The organism is Bacillus sp. SIMBA_005 (assembly GCF_046535585.1).
In the GTDB taxonomy this organism is placed as follows: domain Bacteria; phylum Bacillota; class Bacilli; order Bacillales; family Bacillaceae; genus Bacillus; species Bacillus pumilus.
The window spans coordinates 361,830-387,347 of the sequence record NZ_JAWRWI010000004.1; the positions used below are offsets into that span (position 1 = coordinate 361,830).

At 42.2% G+C, this 25,518-nt stretch carries 27 protein-coding genes and 2 other annotated features; of the genes, 2 read left to right on the top strand and 25 right to left on the bottom strand.

Annotation, left to right across the window (positions count from 1 at the left end):
• Nucleotides 1–11: 11 nt before the first annotated feature.
• The 17 genes from SB660_RS09155 to SB660_RS09235 all read right to left on the bottom strand — a co-directional run bounded on the left by SB660_RS09155 (nt 12) and on the right by SB660_RS09235 (nt 15,361).
• A complete protein-coding gene (locus SB660_RS09155; RefSeq protein WP_058014541.1) occupies nt 12–596 on the bottom strand; it encodes a sporulation initiation phosphotransferase B in 585 nt (194 codons plus the stop codon).
• 255 nt (nt 597–851) lie between these two features.
• Entirely contained in the window at nt 852–1,136 is a 285-nt protein-coding gene (rpmA, locus tag SB660_RS09160) for a 50S ribosomal protein L27 (RefSeq protein ID WP_003216586.1), read from the bottom strand.
• 12 nt (nt 1,137–1,148) lie between these two features.
• Complete coding sequence (locus SB660_RS09165; RefSeq protein WP_003216478.1) at nt 1,149–1,487, bottom strand: ribosomal-processing cysteine protease Prp; 339 nt, start codon at nt 1,485–1,487, stop codon at nt 1,149–1,151.
• 14 nt (nt 1,488–1,501) lie between these two features.
• Nucleotides 1,502–1,810: a 50S ribosomal protein L21 gene (gene rplU / locus SB660_RS09170; RefSeq protein WP_003216781.1), complete on the bottom strand. Its 309-nt coding sequence runs from the start codon at nt 1,808–1,810 to the stop codon at nt 1,502–1,504.
• Nucleotides 1,811–1,822: 12 nt separating this feature from the next.
• Nucleotides 1,823–1,895: a sequence feature (ribosomal protein L21 leader region), on the bottom strand.
• Between the two features lie 66 nt (nt 1,896–1,961).
• Nucleotides 1,962–2,831, bottom strand: a complete 870-nt coding sequence (locus SB660_RS09175; protein ID WP_410582229.1) for a M50 family metallopeptidase — start codon at nt 2,829–2,831, stop codon at nt 1,962–1,964.
• Nucleotides 2,824–3,615, bottom strand: a complete 792-nt coding sequence (locus SB660_RS09180) for a M23 family metallopeptidase (RefSeq protein WP_061408822.1) — start codon at nt 3,613–3,615, stop codon at nt 2,824–2,826. The genes SB660_RS09175 and SB660_RS09180 overlap by 8 nt, the downstream gene beginning before the upstream one ends.
• 112 nt (nt 3,616–3,727) lie before the next feature.
• The gene (gene minD / locus SB660_RS09185) at nt 3,728–4,531 is read right to left on the bottom strand and encodes a septum site-determining protein MinD (RefSeq protein WP_003216504.1); all 804 of its coding nucleotides are present in this window, start codon (nt 4,529–4,531) and stop codon (nt 3,728–3,730) included.
• A gap of 2 nt (nt 4,532–4,533) precedes the next feature.
• The gene (gene minC / locus SB660_RS09190; RefSeq protein WP_034661644.1) at nt 4,534–5,217 is read right to left on the bottom strand and encodes a septum site-determining protein MinC; all 684 of its coding nucleotides are present in this window, start codon (nt 5,215–5,217) and stop codon (nt 4,534–4,536) included.
• 54 nt (nt 5,218–5,271) lie between these two features.
• Nucleotides 5,272–5,790, bottom strand: coding sequence for a rod shape-determining protein MreD (mreD, locus tag SB660_RS09195; protein ID WP_034661648.1), 519 nt, complete (start codon nt 5,788–5,790; stop codon nt 5,272–5,274).
• Nucleotides 5,787–6,686 (bottom strand): rod shape-determining protein MreC, encoded by a 900-nt coding sequence (gene mreC / locus SB660_RS09200; protein WP_058014537.1) that lies wholly within the window; start codon nt 6,684–6,686, stop codon nt 5,787–5,789. The genes mreD and mreC overlap by 4 nt, the downstream gene beginning before the upstream one ends.
• Before the next feature lie 27 nt (nt 6,687–6,713).
• Entirely contained in the window at nt 6,714–7,733 is a 1,020-nt protein-coding gene (locus SB660_RS09205; protein ID WP_012010766.1) for a rod shape-determining protein, read from the bottom strand.
• A 90-nt stretch (nt 7,734–7,823) separates the two neighbouring features.
• Entirely contained in the window at nt 7,824–8,498 is a 675-nt protein-coding gene (gene radC, locus SB660_RS09210) for a RadC family protein (RefSeq protein ID WP_034662037.1), read from the bottom strand.
• A gap of 48 nt (nt 8,499–8,546) precedes the next feature.
• Nucleotides 8,547–9,116, bottom strand: coding sequence for a Maf family protein (locus tag SB660_RS09215; RefSeq protein WP_410582233.1), 570 nt, complete (start codon nt 9,114–9,116; stop codon nt 8,547–8,549).
• Between the two features lie 177 nt (nt 9,117–9,293).
• Nucleotides 9,294–10,313, bottom strand: a complete 1,020-nt coding sequence (locus SB660_RS09220; protein WP_180310425.1) for an SPOR domain-containing protein — start codon at nt 10,311–10,313, stop codon at nt 9,294–9,296.
• A gap of 168 nt (nt 10,314–10,481) precedes the next feature.
• Nucleotides 10,482–11,201, bottom strand: coding sequence for a prepilin peptidase (locus SB660_RS09225; RefSeq protein ID WP_410582235.1), 720 nt, complete (start codon nt 11,199–11,201; stop codon nt 10,482–10,484).
• A gap of 147 nt (nt 11,202–11,348) precedes the next feature.
• Nucleotides 11,349–12,647 (bottom strand): bifunctional folylpolyglutamate synthase/dihydrofolate synthase, encoded by a 1,299-nt coding sequence (locus SB660_RS09230; protein ID WP_180310781.1) that lies wholly within the window; start codon nt 12,645–12,647, stop codon nt 11,349–11,351.
• A gap of 71 nt (nt 12,648–12,718) precedes the next feature.
• Nucleotides 12,719–15,361 carry a valine--tRNA ligase gene (locus tag SB660_RS09235; RefSeq protein ID WP_180310423.1) on the bottom strand — a complete coding sequence of 881 codons (2,643 nt, stop codon included), beginning with the start codon at nt 15,359–15,361 and terminating at the stop codon, nt 12,719–12,721.
• Between the two features lie 58 nt (nt 15,362–15,419).
• Nucleotides 15,420–15,649, bottom strand: a binding site (T-box leader).
• 168 nt (nt 15,650–15,817) lie between these two features.
• Here SB660_RS09235 and SB660_RS09240 point away from each other — a divergent pair.
• Nucleotides 15,818–16,006 (top strand): hypothetical protein, encoded by a 189-nt coding sequence (locus tag SB660_RS09240; protein ID WP_003216497.1) that lies wholly within the window; start codon nt 15,818–15,820, stop codon nt 16,004–16,006.
• Between the two features lie 46 nt (nt 16,007–16,052).
• On the opposite strand, the gene ysxE is transcribed toward SB660_RS09240, so the two are convergent.
• The 8 genes from ysxE to hemA all read right to left on the bottom strand — a co-directional run bounded on the left by ysxE (nt 16,053) and on the right by hemA (nt 24,782).
• Entirely contained in the window at nt 16,053–17,084 is a 1,032-nt protein-coding gene (gene ysxE, locus SB660_RS09245; RefSeq protein WP_058014531.1) for a spore coat protein YsxE, read from the bottom strand.
• A gap of 37 nt (nt 17,085–17,121) precedes the next feature.
• On the bottom strand, nt 17,122–18,390 hold the full coding sequence (locus tag SB660_RS09250) for a LysM peptidoglycan-binding domain-containing protein (RefSeq protein ID WP_410582239.1): 1,269 nt from the start codon (nt 18,388–18,390) through the stop codon (nt 17,122–17,124).
• Between the two features lie 136 nt (nt 18,391–18,526).
• Nucleotides 18,527–19,816: a glutamate-1-semialdehyde 2,1-aminomutase gene (hemL, locus tag SB660_RS09255; protein ID WP_268496776.1), complete on the bottom strand. Its 1,290-nt coding sequence runs from the start codon at nt 19,814–19,816 to the stop codon at nt 18,527–18,529.
• 27 nt (nt 19,817–19,843) lie between these two features.
• Nucleotides 19,844–20,815, bottom strand: a complete 972-nt coding sequence (hemB, locus tag SB660_RS09260) for a porphobilinogen synthase (RefSeq protein ID WP_034661673.1) — start codon at nt 20,813–20,815, stop codon at nt 19,844–19,846.
• Nucleotides 20,812–21,603 (bottom strand): uroporphyrinogen-III synthase, encoded by a 792-nt coding sequence (locus tag SB660_RS09265; protein ID WP_410582241.1) that lies wholly within the window; start codon nt 21,601–21,603, stop codon nt 20,812–20,814. Before SB660_RS09265 ends, hemB begins: the two co-directional genes overlap by 4 nt.
• Complete coding sequence (gene hemC, locus SB660_RS09270) at nt 21,600–22,535, bottom strand: hydroxymethylbilane synthase (RefSeq protein WP_180310419.1); 936 nt, start codon at nt 22,533–22,535, stop codon at nt 21,600–21,602. Before hemC ends, SB660_RS09265 begins: the two co-directional genes overlap by 4 nt.
• Before the next feature lie 41 nt (nt 22,536–22,576).
• Nucleotides 22,577–23,407 carry a cytochrome c biogenesis protein gene (locus tag SB660_RS09275; protein WP_058014526.1) on the bottom strand — a complete coding sequence of 277 codons (831 nt, stop codon included), beginning with the start codon at nt 23,405–23,407 and terminating at the stop codon, nt 22,577–22,579.
• Between the two features lie 7 nt (nt 23,408–23,414).
• Nucleotides 23,415–24,782: a glutamyl-tRNA reductase gene (gene hemA, locus SB660_RS09280; protein ID WP_058014525.1), complete on the bottom strand. Its 1,368-nt coding sequence runs from the start codon at nt 24,780–24,782 to the stop codon at nt 23,415–23,417.
• Between the two features lie 242 nt (nt 24,783–25,024).
• Between hemA and SB660_RS09285 the strand changes: the two genes are divergently transcribed.
• Nucleotides 25,025–25,510, top strand: a complete 486-nt coding sequence (locus tag SB660_RS09285) for a hypothetical protein (RefSeq protein WP_044139987.1) — start codon at nt 25,025–25,027, stop codon at nt 25,508–25,510.
• The last annotated feature ends 8 nt before the right edge of the window (nt 25,511–25,518 follow it).

The following is a 25,518-nucleotide window of genomic DNA, read 5'->3' on the forward strand; positions in this document are numbered from 1 at the left end:
CATCACATATCTCATTCTTGCCTCAAACAAAGCTCAATCATCGACTCATGACTTGTCACATGAAATTGAACTACACTCATACATGGATAGTTTGCGTCATGAAACGCATTTAACGCATCCAAACTTGTTAATTTTCCTTTGAAATCAAAATATAAGACCACATCATTCTCTTCATGATCTGTTTGGAACGTGACCGTTAAATGATTTTCAGTTTTTTGGCAAACTGATTGATCGAATATCGAAAACAACTCCTGTGATACCGATAGCAGCTGCGATTCATATGCTGATAAGTCTCGGGTTTCACCAAGCACTTCATATTCTAGGGTGATAAAATGCGACTCCCAATTAAATGTTAGAAAGTAATAGGCCAATTGGGGAATTTTTAAATTTGAGAGTTTGGATTCATGCTGTGCTTCAATGACCATTTCTTCTATAATTTCAAACACACGGTCATATTTTTCTAATGTCAAGTTGCCCTTGATCAGCTGCAATTTATTCATCCAGTCATGTCTTGAACGACTGAGCAGATAGATCAATTCATTTGTTAATGCAACGTGAGTTAATTTTTCGTTTTGTTTACTTGATATCTCTTCCATTATCGCACTCCCAATCGTTTGGTCTCTCTTTTAGGAGTCTTATCATCACTATGTCTCCCTGAATTATAACAGAGAAGACAGCATAGAAAAACACTAGTTATGTGAGGAAAGGTTGTTTTTTCTGATCTATAGGAGAAAATGAGGCAAAGTCAGCAAACGTTCTTTGATATTGATGGAGTGCATCTTCTTTTTCATCTTCGATACTACTTGTAAAAAGTGAAAAAAACTCCAGTCAATGACCGGAGTTTTTAGCAATTATTGTGCCGCAGGATATACGCTCACTTTTTTACGGTCACGACCGAAACGTTCGAATTTAACTGTTCCGTCGATTTTAGCGAAAAGAGTGTCGTCGCCTCCGCGTCCAACGTTTTCACCTGGATAGATTTTCGTTCCACGTTGACGATAAAGGATAGAACCACCAGTTACGAATTGACCATCAGCACGTTTAGCGCCTAAACGTTTAGACTCAGAGTCACGTCCGTTCTTTGTAGAACCTACCCCTTTTTTAGATGCGAAAAATTGAAGATCTAATCTAAGCATGAAGTTCACCTCCTATTTTTTTGTAGATATTCTCACATAATCGTGATAATCTCGTTCAATTGTTTCTAAGGAAACGACCATGCCTTCTAAAAGCAACTGGGCTTTTTCAAAGGATACTGGATCTGTATCAGCTGGCAATTCAAAAGAGAAATAGCCACCTTCCTCACCAATATCGAGCAGAGGGTCCAATCCTGTCAGTGCAATAATTGAATTGACTGAGCCGAAAACAACAGCAGATACTCCTGCACAAACGAGATCCTGACCTTTTTCAGCAAACTCGGCATGTCCAGTCATCTGAAAAGACGTAATGCTTTCATCTGCTGCCGACCGAGTAATGGTTGCTTTGATCATATCACTCACACGCCTTAAGCGTTGATTTTTTCGATAACAACTTTAGTGTAAGGTTGACGATGACCTTGTTTCTTGTGGTTGTTTTTCTTCGGTTTGTACTTGAACACAGTAATTTTCTTACCGCGACCTTGTTTTTCAACTTTAGCCGTTACTGTTGCTCCAGCAACTGAAGGGTTACCCACTTTGACAGTGTCTCCGCCGACAAACAATACGTTTTCAAAAGTTACTGTTTCACCTGCTTCAGCAGCTAGTTTTTCAACATAAACAGTTTGACCTTCTTCAACTTTTACTTGTTTACCACCAGTTTCGATAATTGCGTACATCTCTGCACCTCCTAATAAACTCAGACTCGCCGAATACAGGGGGCCTTAGGCTCTTTACACCTGCTTCGCGCGGTTGTAGCACGGGTGCTACATATCCATAACATTAAAAAATATATCAAATTAGACGCAGAATGTCAACGTATTTTCATCACTAGTACGGCAAAAGAAGCTCTTCCATGGAGGAGGTAGTTCTTCGATCTGAAAAATATGCATGAAGCAGTTCATTTTCGTCAAGCTGGCTCATTTTCACGCCATCTCTTTCAATAATAATCGGATGCTTACAGCCTCTTTGAAATCGCGCCATGACTTCATATACTTTTTCCTCAGCGCTCGCTCTCAGCGGAATCAGCTTTTCTACCTTTTGCTCTTTTTTACCGTAATAGCGTTCTAGTAAAAAGCGGACCCTGACATAATGCCGCTGCCGGTGCTCCATCACGAGTGAATAGGCTAAAAAAGTGAGCAGCACCCAGCCGTTGAATTGAAGCGGCGCAAACAAAAGTAATCCGACTGTCAATAGACTGAAAAAGACAAGGGAGCCTTTTATGGTAAGAGCATGTGCTCGTTGGAAAGGGTAATATGCTGATAAGAGCAAAAAGAATAATTTTCCGCCATCTAGCGGCCAAATCGGCAAAAGATTCACAAGGAAAATTGCCATATTATAAAAAGTGAACATCGTAAAAATGTCGTGTGAAATAAAAGAAGCTTCCATGAAAAACCATGCCATAAGCTGGAGCGGTACATGCTGAAGCGGCCCGCATAAAATGACCGCCAGCTCTTCCTTTAGCGGGCGGTTCCCATGCTCTTCTACTTCTACCGCTCCGCCAAACGGGAGTAGAAAAATCCGCCGAATGCGCCAATGATAATAGCAAGCAGCCGCTGCATGTCCAAGCTCATGGACAAAGACGATAATGAGCAGACAAAGCAGCGGCTTGATTTGACCAGAGAGAATCGCAAACGCCATCACAATCCACAGCAGCGGATGAATGTGAATTTTCGTCAGCATGACCATCCATCTATTCAAAGGTCATCACCTGAATAGGGTCGATAAACTGTTCATTCTGCTTAATGGCAAAGTAATATGTGCCCTTTCCTTGATCATCGAGTGAGATCTGGCCAATTTTCTCACCCTTATCGACAAAATCGTATAAGGCCACATCGGCTTTCTTTAATTGACCGTACCAGCTATAGCTGTTATCTGCATGCTGCACGACCACTGTCAGACCTGTGTCACTTTTCTTTTTCACTTCTACTACATAGCCTTCCTTCATGCTGTCAATCGCTTCAGCCGATGTTTCGACTTTGACACCTGCTCCGTTTTGCGTAAAGGATTCCTGCACTTTTCCAGAAGCAGGTACAGCCAGTTCTTGGTTCGCTTGTACATCTTTTTGGTCTTCCTTTTTGCCCGTTAAAAAGGCAAGGGGGTTTCCAACTGTTTTCTCAAACCAGCGATTAGCAGCAGCAAATTGAAAATCTTGCTCAAAGGTCTGCGTAATGATCGGCTTCAGCTGCTGAAACGGCCCTGCCTGACCTTTAAACGAAATGGCTGTAATCAACACAAGGGATGCAGATAATAAACATTTCAGCACAAAGGCATTGGGGTTAAATAGCGGATGCTGATATTTCTTCGGCTGATGAGACGACGATTCAAAGGAAGACGACCCTGAATGCTTTTCTTCCTCTGTCAGCATGACCCATGGAGGGATATCCTCTTTTTTCTTGAAAGTCGTCTTCTTAGATGGAGCAGCTGACTGCTTCGTTTTGCGGCGCTGCGCGATTTTCTTTCGGTACTCGTCCACACTTTTCATGAGATCACCCTTTACATACAAACAGTTTGTACATTTTATGTGGCGACCTCATCTGATATGCAACAAAAAGACCGATTCTGATCGAATCGGTCTCATCTTACCTGACTGTTTATTAAGCTCTTACACCAAAAAATGCTTTCAGCTTAGCAAACATTCCTTTGTTTTCATCTTCAAATGATTGAAGTGGAACAGATTCGCCTAGTACGCGGCGGGCAATATTACGATACGCAATCGAGACTTTATTTTTAGCATCCATGACAATCGGTTCCCCATTGTTTGAAGCCTTAATCACGTCATCATCATCAGCAACAATGCCAAGAAGATCAATCGATAAGTGATGGACAACTTCATCCACATCCATTGAATCGCCACTTTTCGCCATGTGTGTACGAATACGGTTGACGATCAAACGAGGTGGTTCGATATCTTCTTGTTCTAACAAGCCGATGATACGGTCGGCATCTCTTACAGCTGAGATCTCAGGCGTCGTCACGACAATTGCCTTATCTGCACCAGATACAGCATTTTTAAAGCCTTGCTCAATTCCAGCAGGGCAATCAATGACGACATAATCAAAGTCTTGTTTCAATGATTGAATTAATTCTTTGATCTGCTCTGGCTCTACAGCCGTTTTATCGCTTGTTTGAGCAGCGGGTAAAAGATATAAAAGATCCTCGAAACGCTTATCTTTTACAAGCGCTTGATGAATTTTACATCTTCCTTCTACTACATCGACTAGATCATAAATAATGCGGTTCTCAAGCCCCATCACGACATCTAAATTCCGAAGGCCAATATCGGTATCAACTAGACACACTTTTTTCCCTTGAATTGCTAGTGCTGTGCCTAAGTTTGCAGATGTTGTTGTTTTGCCAACGCCGCCTTTTCCTGAGGTAATCACAATAGCCTCGCCCAATTTCACATTCCTCCCTCAAGCCTTGTCAGATTAGGTCTTATATGAGCCAATTGCTGCAGGCGTTCAATGATCATGTTGCCATCTATATCTAAATAAGCACATTCCATTTCGTTTCCATCTTCTTTTTGATCTGGTGCACGGTTAAACACTTGTGCGATGCGAAGCTGTGTTGGAATCATACGAGATGCCGCAATGACAGCTTGTTTATTCCCATTACATCCAGCATGCGCCACACCTTTTAAAGCACCGAGCACAAAAATATTTCCCCCTGCACGAATCGTTCCGCCAGGATTGACATCTCCTATTAATAAGAGATCTCCTTCAACATACAGTACCTGTCCAGAGCGTACAATTTTCGCTACAGAGGTAATTTCGGCCTCTGCTTTTAATCGTCTCGCCTCTTCAGTAGACATGACGTCACTTTCAATAGAGTGAATGACGAGATGTTCATTTTCAGAGACTGCTTCAGTCAAACGCATTTCCTGATCCTCTGTTAAATACCGAAAACCAAGCTTAATATGCACATTAACCTTATGTCCTTCCCTTCCATCTGTATATTGCTCAAGTAAAAGAACCTCTCGCAAGCCAGAAAGAAGGTCATCAAACGAACAGTCATCATTTAACTGTAATGTTAATCCATTTTTTGTACCTTTTATCGTCACATATTGCTGTTTTTGAGTTTTCAAGATGCTCACCTCAACAACATACTCATTTCGCCGTAATTGGACAAACTCCTGCTTTTATTCGTCGATCAGTCCTTGTTTCATATTGATGAAAAAGAGCCTAAGCGGCACAACAAGTATGAGAGACGCAGCAGTATTTAAAAGAATCGTTGGAATAAAGCGTTCGATGACATACGTATTAAACGGCATAATCCCTGGTTGAATTGTCGCTTGAACGCCGTACACATAAAACTCCATCACGGAAACAGCAATAATCGACAGAAAGACGACCACTAACATATTCGTTTGCAAAACTTTAAAGGCTTTCGCTAGCAAATAGCAGAGCGCTCCAAAGCCAAACATATGAACACCAAGTATGCCCGTATACGAAATATCATATAAAAGTCCAAAGATAAAACCGAAAATCACACCATATTTTTGATTCACAAAAGCCGTCATAAATACAAGTGCGAGTAAGATGAAATGAGGAGCTAAAATTTGATTGTCTGAAACAAATGGGAGCTTCACTAGATCGACAAAAATACTGTCAAATACGAAGATAAACAACATGACGAAAGCAAGAAGGACACGTCTCACGAGCCTTCCTCCTTCGTCAATTCAGATGCATCTCCCGTACTTGAGCTGCGATTCACCACAATCACGCGGTCTAAATTGTTGAGTTCAGCCGCTGGTTCTACATAAATGATTTTTGTCAGGCCGTAATGATCTGGCTCGATTTCACTTACCTTACCAATCGTCAAGCCTTGAGGGAATACGCCCCCTGCTCCAGATGTTTCAACAAGATCTCCTTTTTTGACATCTCCATCTGCATCAGATTTCAGAATATTCATTGTCAGCATTTTTTTCTTACTGTCATAGCCGTTAATAATTCCGTTGAGTTCTTCTTTGCCCTTTTTCGCAAAAATTTTCGTTGAAATTCTATTATTTTGGTCAGTAGAGCTTAGCAACCTTACAGTCGAAGTAAAATTGTTGAGCTTATCACTTTCAATCTTCCCAATTAACGCACCACTCTCATTTGTGACCGCCATATCTTTGTCAACGCCTTGTTTTTTTCCTTTATCAATCATCACAAAGCTATCCCAAAGGGACGGGTTTCTCGCGATAACCGTTGATAGAATTGGCGTATAATCACGAATAGAGTTCACATATCCGAGCTGCTTGCGAAGCTTTTTGTTCTCGTCTTCTAGTTCTTGAAGTTTCGCCTCATATTGGGTTTGTCCATCAAGTTTTTTTCGAAGACGTTCGTTTTCATCGTATGTGTTCTTTAAGTCTTGAACATTTCCATAAATACCGGCAATAAATTGTGATGGTTTATGAAAGACACCTTGAAAAAAGCCTGTCGTATCCCCCACTAATTTTTCCGGCCATGAAGCACCTCTGCCGCTTTTCACTGAAAAACCAATCATGGCCACCAGTACGATGACACAGACAAGGAGCAACATTAATCTTTTATTCATAAAAAACTGCGGCATGTCTTACACCTCTTTATTTACGCCCGATTATCGATTATCTTTTGATTTTCCTTTGAACAAATGAATATGCTCTAGCGCTTTGCCTGTTCCGATTGCCACACAGTCAAGCGGGTCTTCCGCAATAATGACTGGCATCTTCGTTTCATCACTAATGACTTTGTCAAGATTACGAAGCAATGCACCGCCGCCAGTTAAAACGATTCCGCGGTCCATAATATCTGCTGCCAGCTCAGGCGGAGTTTTTTCAAGTGTCATTTTCACCGCATCAACAATTGTTTCCACTGTATCGCGAAGCGCTTTTGCAATCTCATCTGCTGTAATCGAGATCGTTTTTGGCAGACCTGTTAAAAGGTCACGGCCGCGAATATCCATTTCGTCATGTACATCAGGCTGCGCAGAACCGATTTCCATTTTAATAGCTTCTGACGTACGATCACCGATCATCAGGTTATACGTTTTACGGATGTAGCTGCTGATGGCATCATCCATTTCATCTCCTGCCACGCGGATTGATTGTGATGTCACAATGCCGCCAAGAGAAATAATGGCTACCTCTGTTGTACCGCCGCCAATGTCTACAACCATACTTCCTGTTGGCTCCCATACAGGCAGGTTAGCACCGATCGCCGCAGCAAAAGGCTCTTCAATCGGGTATGCGTCACGTGCACCAGCTTGTCTTGTTGCATCAATGACTGCACGCTCTTCTACAGCTGTAATACCAGATGGTACACATACCATCACGTAAGGTTTACGAGCAAAAAGCCCTTTGCCTTTTAATGCTTGATTAATGTAATATTTCATCATTGTTGCTGTCGTCTCGTAATCTGCAATGACTCCGTCTTTCATCGGGCGTAGTGCCACAACATTACCAGGTGTACGACCAATCATATTTCTAGCATCATTTCCGACTGCCACTATAGACTTCGTATCAGTTTCCAAGGCTACGACCGAAGGTTCTCTTACAACAATGCCTTTTCCTTTAATAAAAACAAGCGTATTCGCTGTTCCAAGATCTATTCCAAGGTCTTTTGTACCAATTCCAAACATATGTATGTATCTTCCTTTCTTAAACCAAAATTCCCTTTAGGGAAAAACTCATAAACTCTATTATATCGTAAAACATTGAAAAAAAAAGTGTTACAAATACCCTTTTTCCTTCAAACTCACAAATTTTTGATCACCTATGACTAGATGATCAAGCAGCTGTATTCCAATCAGCTTTCCACATTCAAAAAGTCGCTGTGTCACTTCAATATCTTCCCTGCTGGGCGTCGGATCTCCAGATGGATGGTTGTGCACACATATAAATGAAGCGGCCGAACGTTTAAAGGCCTCTTTGAAAATTTCACGCGGGTGAACGATCGATGAATTCAGGCTTCCAATAAACACGGTATGTTTATGAAGAACTTGATTTTTTGTATTAAGATAAAGACAAACGAAATTTTCCTGTGTCAAAAACCTCATATCTTCCATCACAAAGTTCGCTCCGTCTTCTGGTGTGCGGATCACATAGCGGTTATCCGTCGTTTGATGGTGTAATCTAGTGCCGAGTTCTAAAGCAGCTAAAAGAGAAATCGCCTTCGCCTTTCCAACTCCTCGAATCTTCGACATTTCTTCAATTGAGGCTTCTTTTACAGAGCGAAGACCGCCAAATGTTTGCAAAAGTCTTGCGGAAATTTGGAGAACTGATTCTTTTTTCGTGCCTGTTCTTAGAAGGATCGCAACAAGTTCATGATTTGACAAACTGCTGGGCCCGTATTTGATAAATCGTTCTCTCGGTTTTTCATCATGAGGGAAATGCTTTAGCAGCATAGGGAAATCGTTCAGGATGACCACTCCTTTTAGAATTCCTTCCTGTCTTCAAAAAGGGGTGATTCCAAAGGTTTCAAGCACTCTGACTGTTTTCGCAATAGGTAGACCGACAACGGAAAAATAATCACCATCTATTTTTTGAACAAACAGTGCGCCTTTCCCTTGAATGCCATAGCTTCCCGCTTTATCAAGGGGTTCGCCCGTCTCGATATAGCGGTCTATTTCATTTTGAGTCAGCGTCCAAAATGTCACTTCTGTCTGTTCATAAAATGTTTCTTTTCTATTCTCTAACTGAACCGTGACACCCGTCAAGACTTGATGTGTCTTTCCTGATAATAATTGAAGCATAAAAGCCGCTTCTTTCTTGTCTTTTGGTTTCCCAAGACATTTACCGTGAATTGCAACAATTGTATCTGCACCAATGACCACAGCTTTGGGATTTAATCTTTGAATATCATTTGCTTTTTGTTCTGCCAACCATTGGACGTTCTCAGCAGGGGAAAGGTTTCGATTTATTTCTTCTTTTAAATGACTTGCTTGAATGTCATAAGAAAACCCTGCTAGATCAAGCAATTCTTTTCTTCTAGGTGATTGCGATGCGAGAATCAATTGGTTCATGTTTGTTCATCCTTTCAGGGTTTAGCCTAAGAAGTAAGATACCCATTCATCCTAGCAAATGTACATCTTACCGACAATTTACGAAAATTCATTTTTCATGTACCTTCATCATTATGTTGGATGCAAAAGAAAAAAACTAGTCATTTTTTGACTAGTTTCGTTTCTTAAAAAATGATTTTACGTATTTAATTGATCAAGCAATGCCTGCTGAGATTTCCAGCCGTTTTCAGCAGTTGGGTCATTTAATAGCTGCACAGCTTTCAGCAAACCGCTTTTAGCCGGTGCGTCCTCTGTTTTGGCACTTTCAAGCTCAGAAATTAGCTGCGTGACTTCTTTTTGATCTACTTCATCGCCTGCAATCACTTTGGATGATAGTACAGATGCCTTTTCTATTAAACTAGTCAGCTCATCTGGCACTTGAAATGAGAGCTCCTTTCCTCCCCATGCCTCAAAGTGCTGATCAATCAATTTCTTCCCTACAGCGCTTGTCATCCCCTGCTCTGTCGCAAGCCCGGCAATGACATAATATCCATCATCCATGGAAACCTTTTTCCCTGCATACCCTGCATCTTTTAAACTGCCAACTAAGTCATCTGCTCCTTTTTCAGAAGAAAATTTCCCAGCCTGTACAACAAAGGTTGATAAACTACCAGAGGCACTTTTTTCATCTTTGTTCTCTTTTGATTCATCTGTAGTACCTGCATGCGGCTCATCCCCGCCGGCTTTCATCGATGATTGATTTCCAGAACCAGATGCCGAGACACTGATATCTCCACCTGAAGGATTTGATGTACCATCTTGACTTAAACTAAGCGCAAACACCCCAAGGCCTGTCCCAAGAACGACCGCAAACACAATCGTTGTCATCACTCTCTTAAACGGGCCGCGATTTTTACCGAACTTCTGATCAAAGGAGCTTTTTTTCTTTTGATAAGGTGTGACGACTTTTGGATCAGAATGATAAATATGATCAGCAGCATCATCCCACTGGAAATCTTCTTCTTTCGGTTTAGACGAATCTTCCTGAGAAGCCGCTGTCTCCTGTTCCGAATGTCTCTTTTCTTCCCAATTCGAAAACGTCACTTGATCTTCTTGCTGTTTTGGCGGCTGATGATCATCTTCATGTACGATTTCTTCCTTGCCATTAATATTGACCTTTAGCCCTTGTTTTTTTGCCTGCCTCTTTTTCACTGTCATTCCCCGCTTTCTGACATGTTTGTAAGAAAGACCTTTCTGTCCAATGAATTAGTGCGAATTTAACCCGTCCTTCTTTCTGTTTCACACTTTAACATAGCAGGAAAAAAAAAGAACAAGACTTTTGTCGGCAGGGCAAAAAAGTGTTCGCCAATTTTTTCAACCCTTCGACTAGCCAAATAGAAACAAGACAGGGGCACCACAGAGATACAGCAGAAAAGAAAAAGCGATCGAAGGAACAAAAGGGAATGGCTCGTTTAATCGAAAGGAAAAGACCTTTGCATAAACCATTCCAGCAATACATGAGAGAAAAAGCATAAGAAGGAACGGCTTGAAGCCAAAGCAAAACGCAAGCACACTGAACAGCTTCATATCAGCTCCGCCCATACTATTTGGCTTAAAATAATCTAGACTAGAAAACAAAAGAATGCAAAAAATGAGAGAAGCCGCCCCTTCCCACCAGATCAGAAGCGGTTCCAGCGTGCGGTATATGACGAAAAGAGGGAAAAAGAAGAGAAATAGCTCGTTCGGCACCCTCATATAGAGAAGATCACTCACGACAGCAATCACGAATAAACTACAAAGAATCACAAGAAAAAGACCTTCAAACGAAAAACCAACGATCCTATAAATGAGTAAAAAAAGACCGCCTGACAGCAGTTCAACCATTGGGTATAGCCAAGATAGACGAATGCCGCAATGTTTACAAGACCCCTTCCATACAGCATAAGAAACGAGCGGGATCATGTCGTGCAGGGATAGCGGCTGTTTACAGGCTGTGCAGTGAGAACGCGGGAAGAGAATAGACCGCTTCACCGGCAGCCTTTCGCCTACGAGATGAAAGAACGAACCCATCGTGATACCTGCAAGAAACAAAAAACTCTCAATCATATGTGGAACTCCTTCCGGGAATAAGATAGACCGGATTTTACCATGACCCTATCCACTAAAGCATCTAGTGAAAATATGATTTTCCCCCTCTTCTACATATAAAAAGAAAAAGACGCAGGAGGCATCAAAGCCATTTGCGTCTTTTCGTTACCCGATCATACGATTTCGTATATCTGAAATAAAATAAAGGGAGCCTGTCACAAGGATCACCGCTAAAGGATCATCACTTTTTTTCTGAATGAACTCAAGCACTGCACGAGGGTCATCGTCATACGATTTTGCCTCTAACTGACTGCACGCATAAAGCTTTTCCGCTGATTCAGCTCTTGGAAAATCAAATGAAACAAAATGGATAGAGGAACTAACGGCTTCAAGTTTTTGAATCATTTGCTTGTACGGCTTATCTTTTAAAGCACTAAAACAGACATGCACTTGTTTACTAGAAAAATGTGCTTGTACCGTTTCAATTAAACGGTCGATTCCTTCTTCATTATGAGCGCCGTCTAAATAAACTGGTGGATGATCTTTAACCTTTTCAAATCTTCCAGCCCAAACTGCATGCCGAATACCTTCATATATCTGCTCTTTTGTCACGCTAATATAACCTTCTTGCTCCAGCCATTCAATGAGTAGAACAGCAAGGGAAGCATTTTGCCGTTGATGCGTTCCGATTAACCCTGTTTCAAGCTGAGGATACTGCCTTTTTGGTGTGCTTAACGTAAATTGTTCGCCTGTTTCTGTTGGCTGCTGATGACTGAAGGTACAAGTATCCTGTAATGAAATGCATTCCGCCTTTTTTTCTTTTGCGATGTTTTGAATGACCGCAAGTGCTTCCGGTTGATGAACAGCAGTGATCATCGGAATACCCACTTTGATAATGCCTGCTTTTTCAGATGCAATTTGTTCAAGTGTATCACCTAAAATCGCCATATGATCATGACCGATCGACGTAATCGCTGTTAAGATAGGGACAGCAACATTTGTTGAATCAAGTCTTCCGCCAAGGCCTGTCTCTAATAGGACAAAGTCTACTTGCTGCACATCGGCAAAATAAGTAAATGCACATGCGGTAATGATTTCAAACTCTGTTGCTGCGCCAAGCTCTGTTTGATCTAACTCATCAACAAAAGGCTTGATTTTATTGACCAAACTCAGCCATTCTTCATCCTGTATAGGTGCTCCATTCACGCTGATTCGTTCATTGAAAGTTAAAATAAACGGGGAGGTGAAGGTGCCGACTGAATAGCCTGCTGCCTGTAAAACGGAACGAGTAAACGCAATCGTTGAACCTTTTCCGTTTGTACCTGCAACATGTACTGCTTTTATGCGTTGTTCCGGATGGCTTAGTTTGTTCATCAGCCACTTCATTCTTTCAAGACCCGGTTTTACACCAAAGGCCAATCTACTGTGAATCCACTCAATGGCTTCTTGATAGGTTGTAAACAATGTCATCTCTCATTTCATCCGAAATTTTCAAAAAAGACGACTCCTTTTTGTTAGGAGCCGTCTTTTCAACCTTATGCTTTCAGCTCTTCAATGCGCTTTTGAACAGCTTCGCGTTTTGCGACATAGTCACGTTCTTTCGCACGCTCTTCTTCTACGACACTTTCAGGTGCTTTTTTCATAAAGCCTTCGTTGCCTAGCTTTTTCTGGACGCGCTCAACTTCTTTTGTCAGCTTATCCAGTTCTTTTTGCAGACGAGCGATTTCCTCATCTAAGTTGATTAAGCCTTCAAGCGGCAGAATGAGCTCTGCTCCAGAAATAACAGCCGTCATCGCTTTATCACTAGCTGGGACGTTTGTGCCAATTTCAAGTACACTTGGGTTCGTAAAGCGCTCGATATATGAACGGTTTTTCTCTAAGCGTTCCTGCACATCAGATGTAGAGGCTTTAATGTAAAGCTCTACCTGTTTGCTCATTGGCGTATTCACTTCACTGCGGATGTTACGAACAGAACGGATGAGCTCCACAAGCAGTTTCATATCAGCAGACGCTTGTTCGTTTGAAAGCTCCGGTTTCACCTCAGGCCAAGCCGCTACAGTAATCGATTCACCTTCGTGCGGAAGATGCTGCCAGATTTCTTCTGTTAAGAATGGCATGAACGGATGAAGAAGTCTCATCGTCTGATCTAATACGTACGCAAGGATGGAACGAGTCGTTTTCTTCGCTGCTTCATCTTCTCCATAAAGCGGAAGCTTCGCCATCTCAATGTACCAGTCACAGAAGTCATCCCAAATGAAGTTGTATAAATGTCTGCCCACTTCACCAAATTCATACTTGTCAGCTAGCTGTGTAACACTTTCAATCGTTTCATTTAAGCGGGTTAAAATCCATTGGTCAGCCACTGATTTTTCTCCAGTCAAATCAAGCTCATCATACGTTAAGCCATCCATGTTCATTAAAGCAAAACGCGATGCGTTCCAAATTTTGTTCGCGAAGTTCCAAGTGGATTCAACCTTTTCAAAGCTAAAGCGAAGATCCTGACCTGGTGAGCTTCCAGTTGCTAAGAAATATCTTAATGAATCTGCACCGTACTTGTCGATGACCTCCATTGGATCAATTCCGTTTCCTAGCGACTTACTCATTTTACGTCCTTGCTCGTCACGGATCAGCCCATGAATAAGAACATCTTTGAACGGTTTTTCTCCAGTGAATTCAAGACCTTGGAAGATCATGCGAGAGACCCAGAAGAAAATGATGTCATAGCCTGTAACAAGCAGGTTTGTTGGATAGTAGCGCTTGAAGTCTTCACTATCTGCATTCGGCCAGCCCATTGTAGAGAAAGGCCAAAGCGCTGAACTAAACCATGTATCAAGCACATCGTTATCCTGTTCCCAGTTCTCTAAATCTTCTGGTGCTTCCAGTCCAACATATACTTCTTTCGTTTCTTTATGATACCAAGCTGGAATGCGGTGTCCCCACCATAGCTGACGAGAAATACACCAGTCACGGATATTTTCCATCCAGTGTAAATACGTCTTTTCAAAGCGGTCTGGAACAAATTGAACTTGGTCATCTCCATTTTGAAGGTTGATGGCTTCGTCTGCCAGCGGCTGCATTTTTACAAACCATTGTGTTGATAAATAAGGTTCAACGACAGCTCCGCTTCGCTCACTATGACCAACTGAATGCATATGGTCCTCAATTTTGAATAAAATCCCCTCTTCTTGCAAGTCTTTAACAAGCTGTTTACGGCATTCAAAGCGGTCCATTCCTTTGTATTGCAGTGCATTTGCATTCATTGTGCCATCTTCATTCATGACAAGAATACGCTCTAAGTTATGGCGGTTTCCAAGCTCAAAGTCATTCGGGTCATGAGCAGGTGTAATTTTCACAGCTCCTGAACCAAACTCCATATCGACATAGTCATCAGCAACGATTGGAATCTCGCGTCCTGTAATTGGCAAGACCACTGTTTTTCCAATCAAATGCTGATAACGTTCGTCATCAGGATGCACAGCAACGGCTGTATCTCCGAGCATTGTTTCAGGTCTTGTCGTCGCAATTTCAATTGAACCCGTGCCATCTGAAAGTGGATATCTTAAGTGATAAAACGCGCCTTGAACATCTTTATAAATGACTTCAATATCAGAAAGTGCCGTTTTCGTCGCTGGGTCCCAGTTAATGATGTACTCTCCGCGATAGATCAGCCCTTTTTCATACAACTGGACAAACACTTGGCGTACCGCTTTATTCAGACCCTCATCTAATGTAAAACGTTCACGCGAGTAATCAAGACCAAGTCCCATTTTCGCCCACTGGCTGCGAATAAAGTCCGCATATTCTTCTTTCCACTTCCACGTTTCTTCCACAAATTTCTCCCGGCCAAGGTCATAACGGCTTACGCCTTCTTCGCGAAGCTTTGCCTCGACCTTTGCTTGTGTCGCAATACCGGCATGATCCATTCCTGGAAGCCATAGAACGTCATAGCCCTGCATCCGTTTCATACGTGTCACGATGTCTTGAAGGGTCGAATCCCATGCATGCCCAAGGTGCAGTTTTCCTGTCACGTTTGGTGGAGGAATGACGACTGTATATGGATCTTTCGTTTTGTCATTTTGTGCTTCGAAGAATTTTCCTTCAAGCCAGTACGTATAGCGGTCTTTTTCTATCGCATTTGGGTCGTACTTTGTTGGCATTTCTTGATTATTTGTTTCCATTTATGTAACCTCCACATTTTTTCGGCTGATGAAACATAAAAAAGCCTTTTCATCCTTATAAAAGGACGAAAAAGCTTTTTCGCGGTACCACCTTTTTTCATGGAACACATAGACGTGTCCCATACACTCTAAAGGATAACGGGGTTCTCCCGAATTTCTCTACTTGTTCATTCAAGAAATTAAGCTCACAGGCGACCTTCCAAACAAGTACATCCTAGGAAACCTTTCAGCACATGGTCTCCCTCTCTTTAGGGTCTTGCTCGTACTCTTCCTGATCCACGCTTACGATATATCACGTTCATCAGCACATACTCATCTTTTATTTATATTACTAAATGCCTTTTGTTTTCGTCAATCATCTTTTCCGCTTTTCTTCTTCTTTATACAAATTAGGCAAGCACCCTTTGCCTCTTTGCCCATATGATAATAACAAAATGAAGAAGGAGGGCGTTTGCTTTGAAAAAGATCAATCCTTACACACTTCCCCCCTGGCTGAGACAAATTCGGGCAGTGGCCTCCCAAGTCGTTCTCCCGATTGCGATATTTCAAGGGTTTCGTACGATCATTTTCCCCACAACATTTGACGTCCTCATCTTAGGTATTCTCATTTTTCTCGCCTGCGCCTTTCACCTTGATTGGTTTTAAACACTCGCGCTTATGTACCAGCCAATATGAACACAAAATAACCTCGTCATTCCGCTGATGACGAGGCACTTTGTTCTTCTTCAAGCCGTCTAGCCTGCTCAATCTCGTGTATCTTCATGACGGTCGGCTCTGAATTTTTCATCTGCCAATACGCTCTTAACAGCTGTTGACAGCTTTCCATCTCATCCTGCCCGCCTGCTTCATAGGTTTTAACTGTATCAAACAGACCTTGCGGATAAGCAAGGTAACTAAGGAACAGATGAAGCTCTTCCTCCCGAAGAGGATTTCCTTTTTGGTACGTATAAAACAAGGAAGTGCATTCAGGACAAGACGTGGGATAGGTTTTGAATGTCCGAAAGTAAAAGGTCAGAAGATCGTAAATGGGGGCGGCTTTTTTAGACCGCTCAAAATTGGTGAAATGTCCTGTGCCTACATCATTATACAAAAAGTGATGAATCGACAGCTGCCCATGATTTAAGACAACACGTGTTGTTTCTTTATCTTTCATTTCTTCATGCCAATCTTCTAATCGTTCAAGGGCAAATTCGCTGGCAGACATCGCCTCTGAAAAATACATCGCAGCAGTCAGTTCAAATGGCGACATATACCAAGTCTGCTCTGCCCGCTCTATGAATCGTTCATACATGTCTTTCTCTGTTTCCCATTTGGTCTTGATTTGTGTGTAGTGCGCTTCGATCTCTTGCTCTGTGATATCCATCATCACTTCAGTCCGCTGATGAAGTCTTGCAATCTCTTGAAACAAATATTCATGTTTATCGTCCTGCTCTTCTCTCTTTTCATTCGTCAGCCAAGGCATGAGATAGTATGCGTACTGACTTTCACGATGACTTGAGAAAAAAGAACCGCTCTTCGTCCGATAAATCGGCACAAAAGAGCGATAGCCCTTTGATTCTAGTTCAAGCATTTGCTCTGTAAACTGCATATGTCGACTGGCTTTTACTCGCTTTAAGGCAAACACGCCCTGCTTTGTATATACTTTGACGACAGCAGGACTGACAGGTTCAACGTATTCCGCCTCAAGCCCGTATTCGTATAGGACAGATTGGATCTCATCCACGTTCACTCACCACATTTTCTCGATCGGTCATCTCTTGTTATGCATTGCTTTTTTGATATTCAGGAATATAAAGAATCTGCCCTTCTTCAAGCTCCGCATCCACCGATAATGAATTTGTGCGAAGAAGCTGCTGCACATTCAACTGATATCGCTCACAAATACGATCGACCGTATCTTCTTGCTGAACTATACATATTTTCATGCGAGAAAAATCTTCCTCCTCCTGCTTAGCAAACAGCTTTGTTAAATAAAGAGAGTTCTCACTGCCCGACGTTTCTCTCACGTCATCTTCAAATGCCTCTTCTTCTTGAGCTGACTCATATACTTTTGGTGCTTCTCGTTCATATAACCGTCCAAGCTGGTACGTGTCGTCCCGCGCCTCTTCCTCTTCCACGTGATAAGCGGGTGATTCAAATACAGGATATGGCTGAACCGTTTCTTCCTGCTCTTCGGTTATTTCCGGATCTTTTCTCACTTCTACTTCAAAAAACGTGTCCTGCCGTTCTTCTTCATCTAAGAGCTTAGGCGGTTCAAAAAATGGTGGTTCTTGCACCTGAGCTTCAGGTAAGGAGCGATAACCAAGCGCCACTTCTTCTTGGCTCCCCGTTTCCTCCTGTTCTTCTAGTTCTTCGGTTTCTTCTTCCCTACTCACCAGCTCTATCTCAATTTCTTCTTGCTGCTCTTCTTCCTGTTCCTCTTCTTCGGCGCGCGTGTCATGCTGTAATACAGCCTGATCCTCATCAATCTCACGTTCATAGTCTTGTAGCTCTTCTTGCTCTTCATCTTCTGGCTGCAGCTGATAATCGTAGGTCACGTCGCCATATTCTTCTTCAGAACGATGAACAAATTCATACGGCTCCTCTACAGGCGCTTGAGGCGTTTCCTCGTCTAAAAGACCCTCAATCGCTAGATCAGCTTGAATGGTGAGCAAACGATTTTCTGTCAGCTGGTAATCAAACGCATCAATAAACACAAACACATCATTTAAATGACTGATTTTGTTTTTAGGAATCGTGATATCGACTGGGAATTGATGCAGAAGCTCCGCCGTCCCGTCTTCTCTGACCTTCACCTCATCAGCTTCTCTGTATGATGCATAGGAACTCAATTCACCCAATAGCTCCTCTTGATTTATGTTGTATTCTCCTGTTAGCTCGAGTGAACCTCTAATCGAAACATAATCATTCACTTCTTGAACGAGAATGTCAGGATCGAGAGAAATAGACAGCAGCTCACTGACTTCCTGTCCGCTTTTGAAATAGATGGATTCTTCTACTGAAAACTGTAATCGATTGTTTTGAGACAAGTCGGTGTCCTCCTTTCATCTAATCCTTCAAAATAAAATTAGATGTCAATACAGATGTATGTGAGCGGCGGTGAAAATATGATTGGTTTTCAGCAACACAAAAAAGCCGATATATCTCCATATCGGCTTTCGTTTATTAACGTAGTTTTTGAAATACTTTTTCCACTGTCTCAATCGTATATTCGATGTCTTCATCTGTGTGGGCTGTTGATAGGAACAGTCCTTCGAATTGAGAAGGTGGAAGGAAGATGCCGTGATCGGCCATTTCCTTATAAAATTCAGCAAATAAAGCGAGATCAGCATTTTTAGCTTTGTCATAATTGACCACTTCTTCATCTGTAAAGAAGAATCCAATCATCGAACCTGCACGGTTAAACGTTAATGGAATTCCGTGTGCTTTTGCTGCATTTGAAATGCCTTCTTCCAGCCGGTCTCCTTTTCGTCTAAACTCTTCATAAGACTCAGGTGTCAGCTGTTTTAAGGTTTCCAGACCTGCTGTCATCGCAAGTGGGTTACCAGATAACGTTCCTGCTTGATAAATTGGGCCGCTTGGCGCAATTTGTCTCATAATATCCGCTCTTCCGCCATAAGCACCGACTGGGAGACCGCCACCAATCACTTTACCAAGACACGTCAGATCAGGTGTGATGCCAAAGTAGCCTTGTGCGCAGTGATAATCCACACGGAAGCCTGTCATGACCTCATCAAAAATGAGTAAAGCTCCGTGTTGCTCCGTGATATCTCTCAGCCCTTGTAAGAAACCGTCTTGCGGAGGGACAACGCCCATATTTCCTGCAACTGGCTCGACAATGACACCTGCAATATCGTCTCCAAACTCCTGAAAAGCAACTTGAATGCTTTCTAAATCATTGTAAGGCACTGTGATCGTATTGCTTGCAGTCCCTTCAGGTACACCTGGACTATCTGGAAGCCCAAGCGTTGCGACGCCTGAACCTGCTTTAATGAGCAAAGAATCGCCATGGCCATGATAGCAGCCTTCAAATTTCACAATTTTATTTCTGCCTGTAAAGCCTCGAGCTAGACGAAGCGCACTCATGGTTGCCTCTGTACCAGAGCTGACCATACGAATGACTTCGATAGAAGGAACCCGCTCTGATACAAGCTTAGCTAATTCATTTTCAACTAATGTCGAAGCACCAAAGCTTGTCCCCTTTTCTGCAACTCGCTGAATGCTTTCAACCACACGGTCATTCGTATGCCCTAAAATAAGCGGTCCCCATGATAAGACATAATCGATGTATTCATTTCCATCAATATCATAGATCTTGGCGCCTTTGCCTCGTTCCATAAAAATCGGATCTGTGTTCACTGATTTAAATGCACGTACAGGGCTGTTGACACCACCAGGCATTAAATGCTGCGCTTCTTCAAATGCTTGCTTTGATTTTTCATAGCTACGTCCCATTTCAACGTCCTCCAGTCTATCCGTTCTTTATTCTGAGAGCCATTTTGCTGCATCTTTTGCATGATACGTAATGATAAGTTCTGCTCCTGCACGTTTCATGCTTGTCAGCATTTCAAGAACAAGCTCTTTTTCAGAAATCCACCCATTTTGAGCAGCGGCTTTGACCATTGCATATTCTCCGCTCACATTGTAAGCAACAACAGGCAGTGTAAATTCATTTTTGACATCACGCATAATATCTAAATAAGAAAGGGATGGTTTGACAATGAGGAAGTCAGCTCCCTCTTCTACGTCAGATTGCGCTTCTCTTAATGCTTCTAAACGGTTTGCAGGGTCCATTTGGTATGTTTTACGATCTCCAAACTGCGGTGTGCTATGCGCCGCATCACGAAACGGACCGTAAAATGCACTTGCATATTTCACAGCATATGACATGACAGGTACATGAATAAAGCCAGCTTCATCAAGCGCCTCACGAATGGCAACCACAAATCCATCCATCATATTTGAAGGCGCAATGATATCTGCACCTGCGCGCGCTTGACTAACAGCAGTTTTCGCTAATAGCTGAAGAGATTCATCATTTAAAATTTCACCATCTTCAACGATTCCGCAATGTCCATGATCTGTATATTGGCATAAGCAAGTGTCTGCAATGACCACAAGCTCTGGGAAATGCTTTTTGATCTCAAGCGTTGCTCTTTGCACAATGCCATGGTCGTGATATGCTTCACTGCCCACATGGTCTTTATGATCTGGAACACCAAATACAATAATTGATTTGATGCCTAGATCGACAAGCTCTTGGACTTCTTCTTTTACAAGGTCCACTGAAATGTGATAAACACCCGGCATTGAAGGGACTTCTTTTCGGACATTTTCGCCCTCTACAAAAAAGATCGGATAAATGAAATCAGATGGTCTTAAAAAGGTTTCTCTGACTAATTCTCTCATTCCTGCGCTTGTCCGCAGTCTGCGGTGTCTGTTAAATTTCATCATTGATTCAACTTCCTTTCAGATAAACGGCACATCAATTCAAGCATTCCGTCTATCGTATAAGTATCTGGGGTTTCAGAAGAAATCCCGTATTGAAGCAGTGCCTCTTTTGTCAGAGGACCGATCGTCACAAAACAGGTGTCAGAAGCAGCCAGCTTCGCTGCATCTGCCTCCATGGCATGCATAAATGAATGGACAGTCGATGAGCTCGTAAATGTAATAAAATCAAATGATTGCTTCGCCATTGCCGTTTTAAGAGCGGCAATCCCTTCCTCATCCTTAACCGTTTCATATAAAATCCATTCTTTTATTTCTATGCCAAGTGGCACAAGCGTTTTCTTCACGACATCTCGAGACAGGTGTCCTTTTGCTACAAACACACGCTCTCCCGGATGCACATGGTCAAGCAGCGCATCTGCAAGCTCTTCCGCTATGAATCGTTCTGGTACTACGTCCACCTTCAAGCCGTGCTGCTCAAGATAGGCAGAGGTTTTCTCACCTACCGCAGCTACTTTCAAATGGGATAAACTTTTATGTAAATGATGGTCCTCTATGTAGTTCAGAAAAAAAGACGCACCATTTACACTCGTGAAAACAAGCCATTGGCTATTTTCTAAGTCCTTTAAAAAGGCCTGCGCTTTTTCATTTGTGAGCGTAGGCTCAAACCGTATAAGAGAGGTTAAAACAGCATGGCCGTTCAGCTCTTCAATCTTCTGCTGAAACACACCCGCTTGACGTTCATTTCGAGTGACAAGCACCGTCTGTCCGTGAAGCGATTGGCCTATGGTCATTGGGAGGACAGATCCTTTTTCACCTTGTCGATTAAATCCTTTGCTCCCTTATCAGCCATCTGCTTCGCACATGCTGTTCCAATTGCCTCAGGGTCAGTGCCTGATACAGTTTCTCGAATAATCGTGTGTCCATCAGCAGATGCCACAAGACCCGTCAGTTCAATTTCATCACGCTCATTCATCGTTGCATAGCCAGCAATCGGCACCTGACAGCTGCCATCCATTTGTTTGAGGAAGGCTCGTTCAGCGAGAACCGTTTTCTTCGTGTATTCATTCGTAAATTGAGCGAGGAGCTGCAATAGCTCTTCATCATCTCCGCGGCACTCAATTGACAAAGCGCCTTGGCCAACTGCGGGCAGGCAAGTCTCAGGAGATAAAAATTCAGACACGACATCTTTGCTCCAGCCCATTCTGGACAGACCGGCAGCCGCTAGAATAATGGCATCATATTCTTCATTTTTGAGCTTTTCCAATCGTGTATCAATGTTTCCTCGAATCCATTTAATGTTCAGATCTGGTCTTTCTTGAAGAAGCTGGGCACTGCGCCGCAAGCTGCTTGTTCCCACAATAGCACCATTCGGCAGCTCGTGAAGACGCAGATGATCCTTCGAAATAAGAGCATCCCTTACATCTTCACGCTCAGGAATACAGCCAATGACTAACCCTTCAGGAAGAGCAGCCGGCATATCCTTCATACTGTGAACGGCCATATCGATGTCGTGATTCAGCATCGCCTGTTCAATTTCTTTGACAAACAGTCCTTTTCCGCCAACCTTTGATAAGGTTACATCTAAAATTTTATCACCCTTTGTCACAATCTCTTTTATTTCAAAAGAATAAGAAGGGTTTAGTTCAGACAGCTTTTGAATGACCCATTTTGTTTGTGTAATTGCAAGCTTACTTCTTCTAGAACCTACTTTAATTGTACGCAATTCGTCTTCCTCCCGACAATGCCCTTAAGACTCATCATTATTTATTGAAACCAATGAAAGGTTGATAAGCTACCAAGCAGAAAATAATTGATCATCAGCACAAGGAATGAACCGACATTCCACAGTGCCACGACTTTGCCCTGCATATTTCTCACCAATCTGATATATAAGTAAACACCATATAAAAACAGCATAATAAACGAACCAAGCACCTTTGCATCTGTCCAGTACAACGTATCATACGAAATATACGCCCAAATGATGCCAAGAATCAAACTAAGTAAGAGCATCGGCACGCCAATAATGTTTAATACGTATGCCATATGATCAAGCTTCGATAAATCTTCAATTCTTAGAAGCCATTTTCCCCATTTTTTCTTTTTCAGCAAACGATATTGAAAGAGATAGAGAAGAGAGAAAGCAAATGAAAGTGAAAAGGCACCGTATGATAAAATCGCCATCGTAATATGAATTACAAGCAATTCACTCGTCAGCTTCCCTGTTAGTTCTGCTGAGTGAAGATCAGATGGTGTAAAGGTGTGAATTGCCATCAAGGAAAAACCGATGACATTTGTAAAAAAGACGATAAATTCAACACGCAAGACCTTTGTGAGAACAAGTGAAAGTGTCACAAGCACCCACGTATAAAAATATAACCCCTCTGCTACATTCAACACAGGGAATCGGTCTGTTTCCATCATAATATAGAACATGTAGACTGTTTGCAGCAGCCAGACAATAGAAAGCAACCAGAAAGCTATTTTTCCAGCCTTCCGGTTGTGTTGAAGAAAATCTATGAAATAGAACAAGACACTTAGTGCATAGATCAAGGTCGTCGCTTCGCCTAGTCTCGCTACAATGGATTCCATCATCGCTTAATCACTCACTAGCAACTGTAGCAAGGCCTTGTGCCATATTTGGTTTAAACAGCTGAAATGACCCTTGCTCCACCTGCATAGGCTCCACCTTTTGCTCTTCATCTTCAACCTGTAAATCAAAGATTTCTTTGAAGAGTAAAAGTTTTTCCTCTGCATTCGGCTCTGCGGCAATTTCTTTTGCCTTTAAGATAGGATCTTTCAGCATTTGATTGATAATGCTTTTCGTATGTTTATTTAATAGCTTCATTTCACGGTGTGTGAGATTCGGAAGCTTTCGCTCAATACTCTGCATCGTATCCGCTTGAATCGTCAGCGCCTTTTCTCTAAGTGCAGAAATGACAGGAACCACACCAAGCGTATTCAGCCATTGCTTAAATTCCACAATTTCTGCTTCAATGAGGAGCTCAACCTGCTCAGCCACCGCACGGCGTTCTTTTAAGTTAGCTGCCACGATGCCCTCAAGGTCATCAATGTCATACAAAAAAGCACCTTCTACTTCAGAAATGGCTGGATCTAAATCACGAGGCACAGCAATATCCACCATAAATAGTGGTCTGCCTTTCCGCTTTTTATTCGCACCTTCGACCATTTCTTTTGTAATGACAAATTGTTTCGCACCAGTGGAGCTTATTAAAATGTCCGCTTCAGATAATGTTTTTTCCAATTGGTTTAAGCTTTTAGGCTCTCCTGAAAAACGGCCTGCCAATTCTTTTGCTTTCTCATATGTTCGATTGATAACCGTTACTTGACCAATCCCTTGACCTTGAAGGTTTTGAGCCGCTAGTTCGCCCATTTTACCCGCACCAAGAATCAGGACATGTTTATCAGAAAGACGTCCAAAGATTTTTTTCGCAAGCTCGACAGCTGCATAGCTGACAGACACGGCATTAGACGCAATGTCTGTTTCCGCATGAGAGCGTTTTGCAACGGTGACCGCCTGTTTGAATAAATAATTGAAAACGGTACCAATGGTCTTCTCCTCTTGAGCTACTTTAAAGCTAGAGCGCACTTGACCAAGTATTTGTGTTTCGCCAATCACCATGGAATCAAGTCCACAGGCCACACGGAATAAATGCTCGACCGCTCCATCATTTTCATAGAACTTCAAATATGGCGAGACATCTTCCTTTTCTAAACCAAACCAATCAGCTAAAAATCTTTTTATATAAAACCGTCCAGTATGAAGCTGATCTACCACTGCGTAGATCTCTGTTCGATTACATGTTGAGATGACGATATTCTCTAGAATGCTTTTTTCTTCTTTAAGCTTGGACATCGCTGTTCCGAGCTCGCTCGGTTCAAAGCTCAGCTGTTCCCGTATCTCAACAGGGGCTGTTTTATAATCTAAACCCACAACAAGAATATGCATAACTTCAGCTTGCACCCCCAACGCCCTGTCTAATTTATAATAATTACAATATAGAATTTATTATTTATAATGATTATAACATATATTCATTTTTAACTGGATGAAAATTGTGAACAGATTTCAAAAATGTTGTGATATAGTAGAAAAATGTTCGACACCGATTATGCCATATCATCACTTCAAGCAATTTACCAGATTTGGCGCGTGCGGACAAATGATCTGCTTAAAAGAAGGTGACATCTTTGAAGAAGAAATCCATTTTGCTGCCGCTCACTTTGCTGGCTGTAGCGCTATATGCCATTCTCTCAGGAGGTCAATTTGACATTTGGAAGGATCAAGAGAAATGGTATACACTCGTACTGCTTTTTGGCCTTGCTTTCTTATATCAAGGAAAGAAGGAGCAAGAAAGCGCTCATGTGTTTATCGGTATGCTGATGACGGGCCTTTCGCTACACTTTATTCTTCAGCCAAAATTGGACTACTGGCCAGACACATTTACGATGATCGTATTCATCGTTGGACTTGCTCTTTTTGTGAAATCATCTCAGAAAAAAGAATATCGTATTGAAAGTGTTGTTCTCATTGCACTCGGTCTGTTCCTTTATTTCTTTCAGCAAATTACAAAGCAGCTAAGTTCCCTTTCGATCCCTACTTCCGGTTTTGAATTGTACTGGCCTTATGTACTGATTGCTGTCAGTCTCCTCTTATTATTTTTAAAAAGGAAATAACTTATACA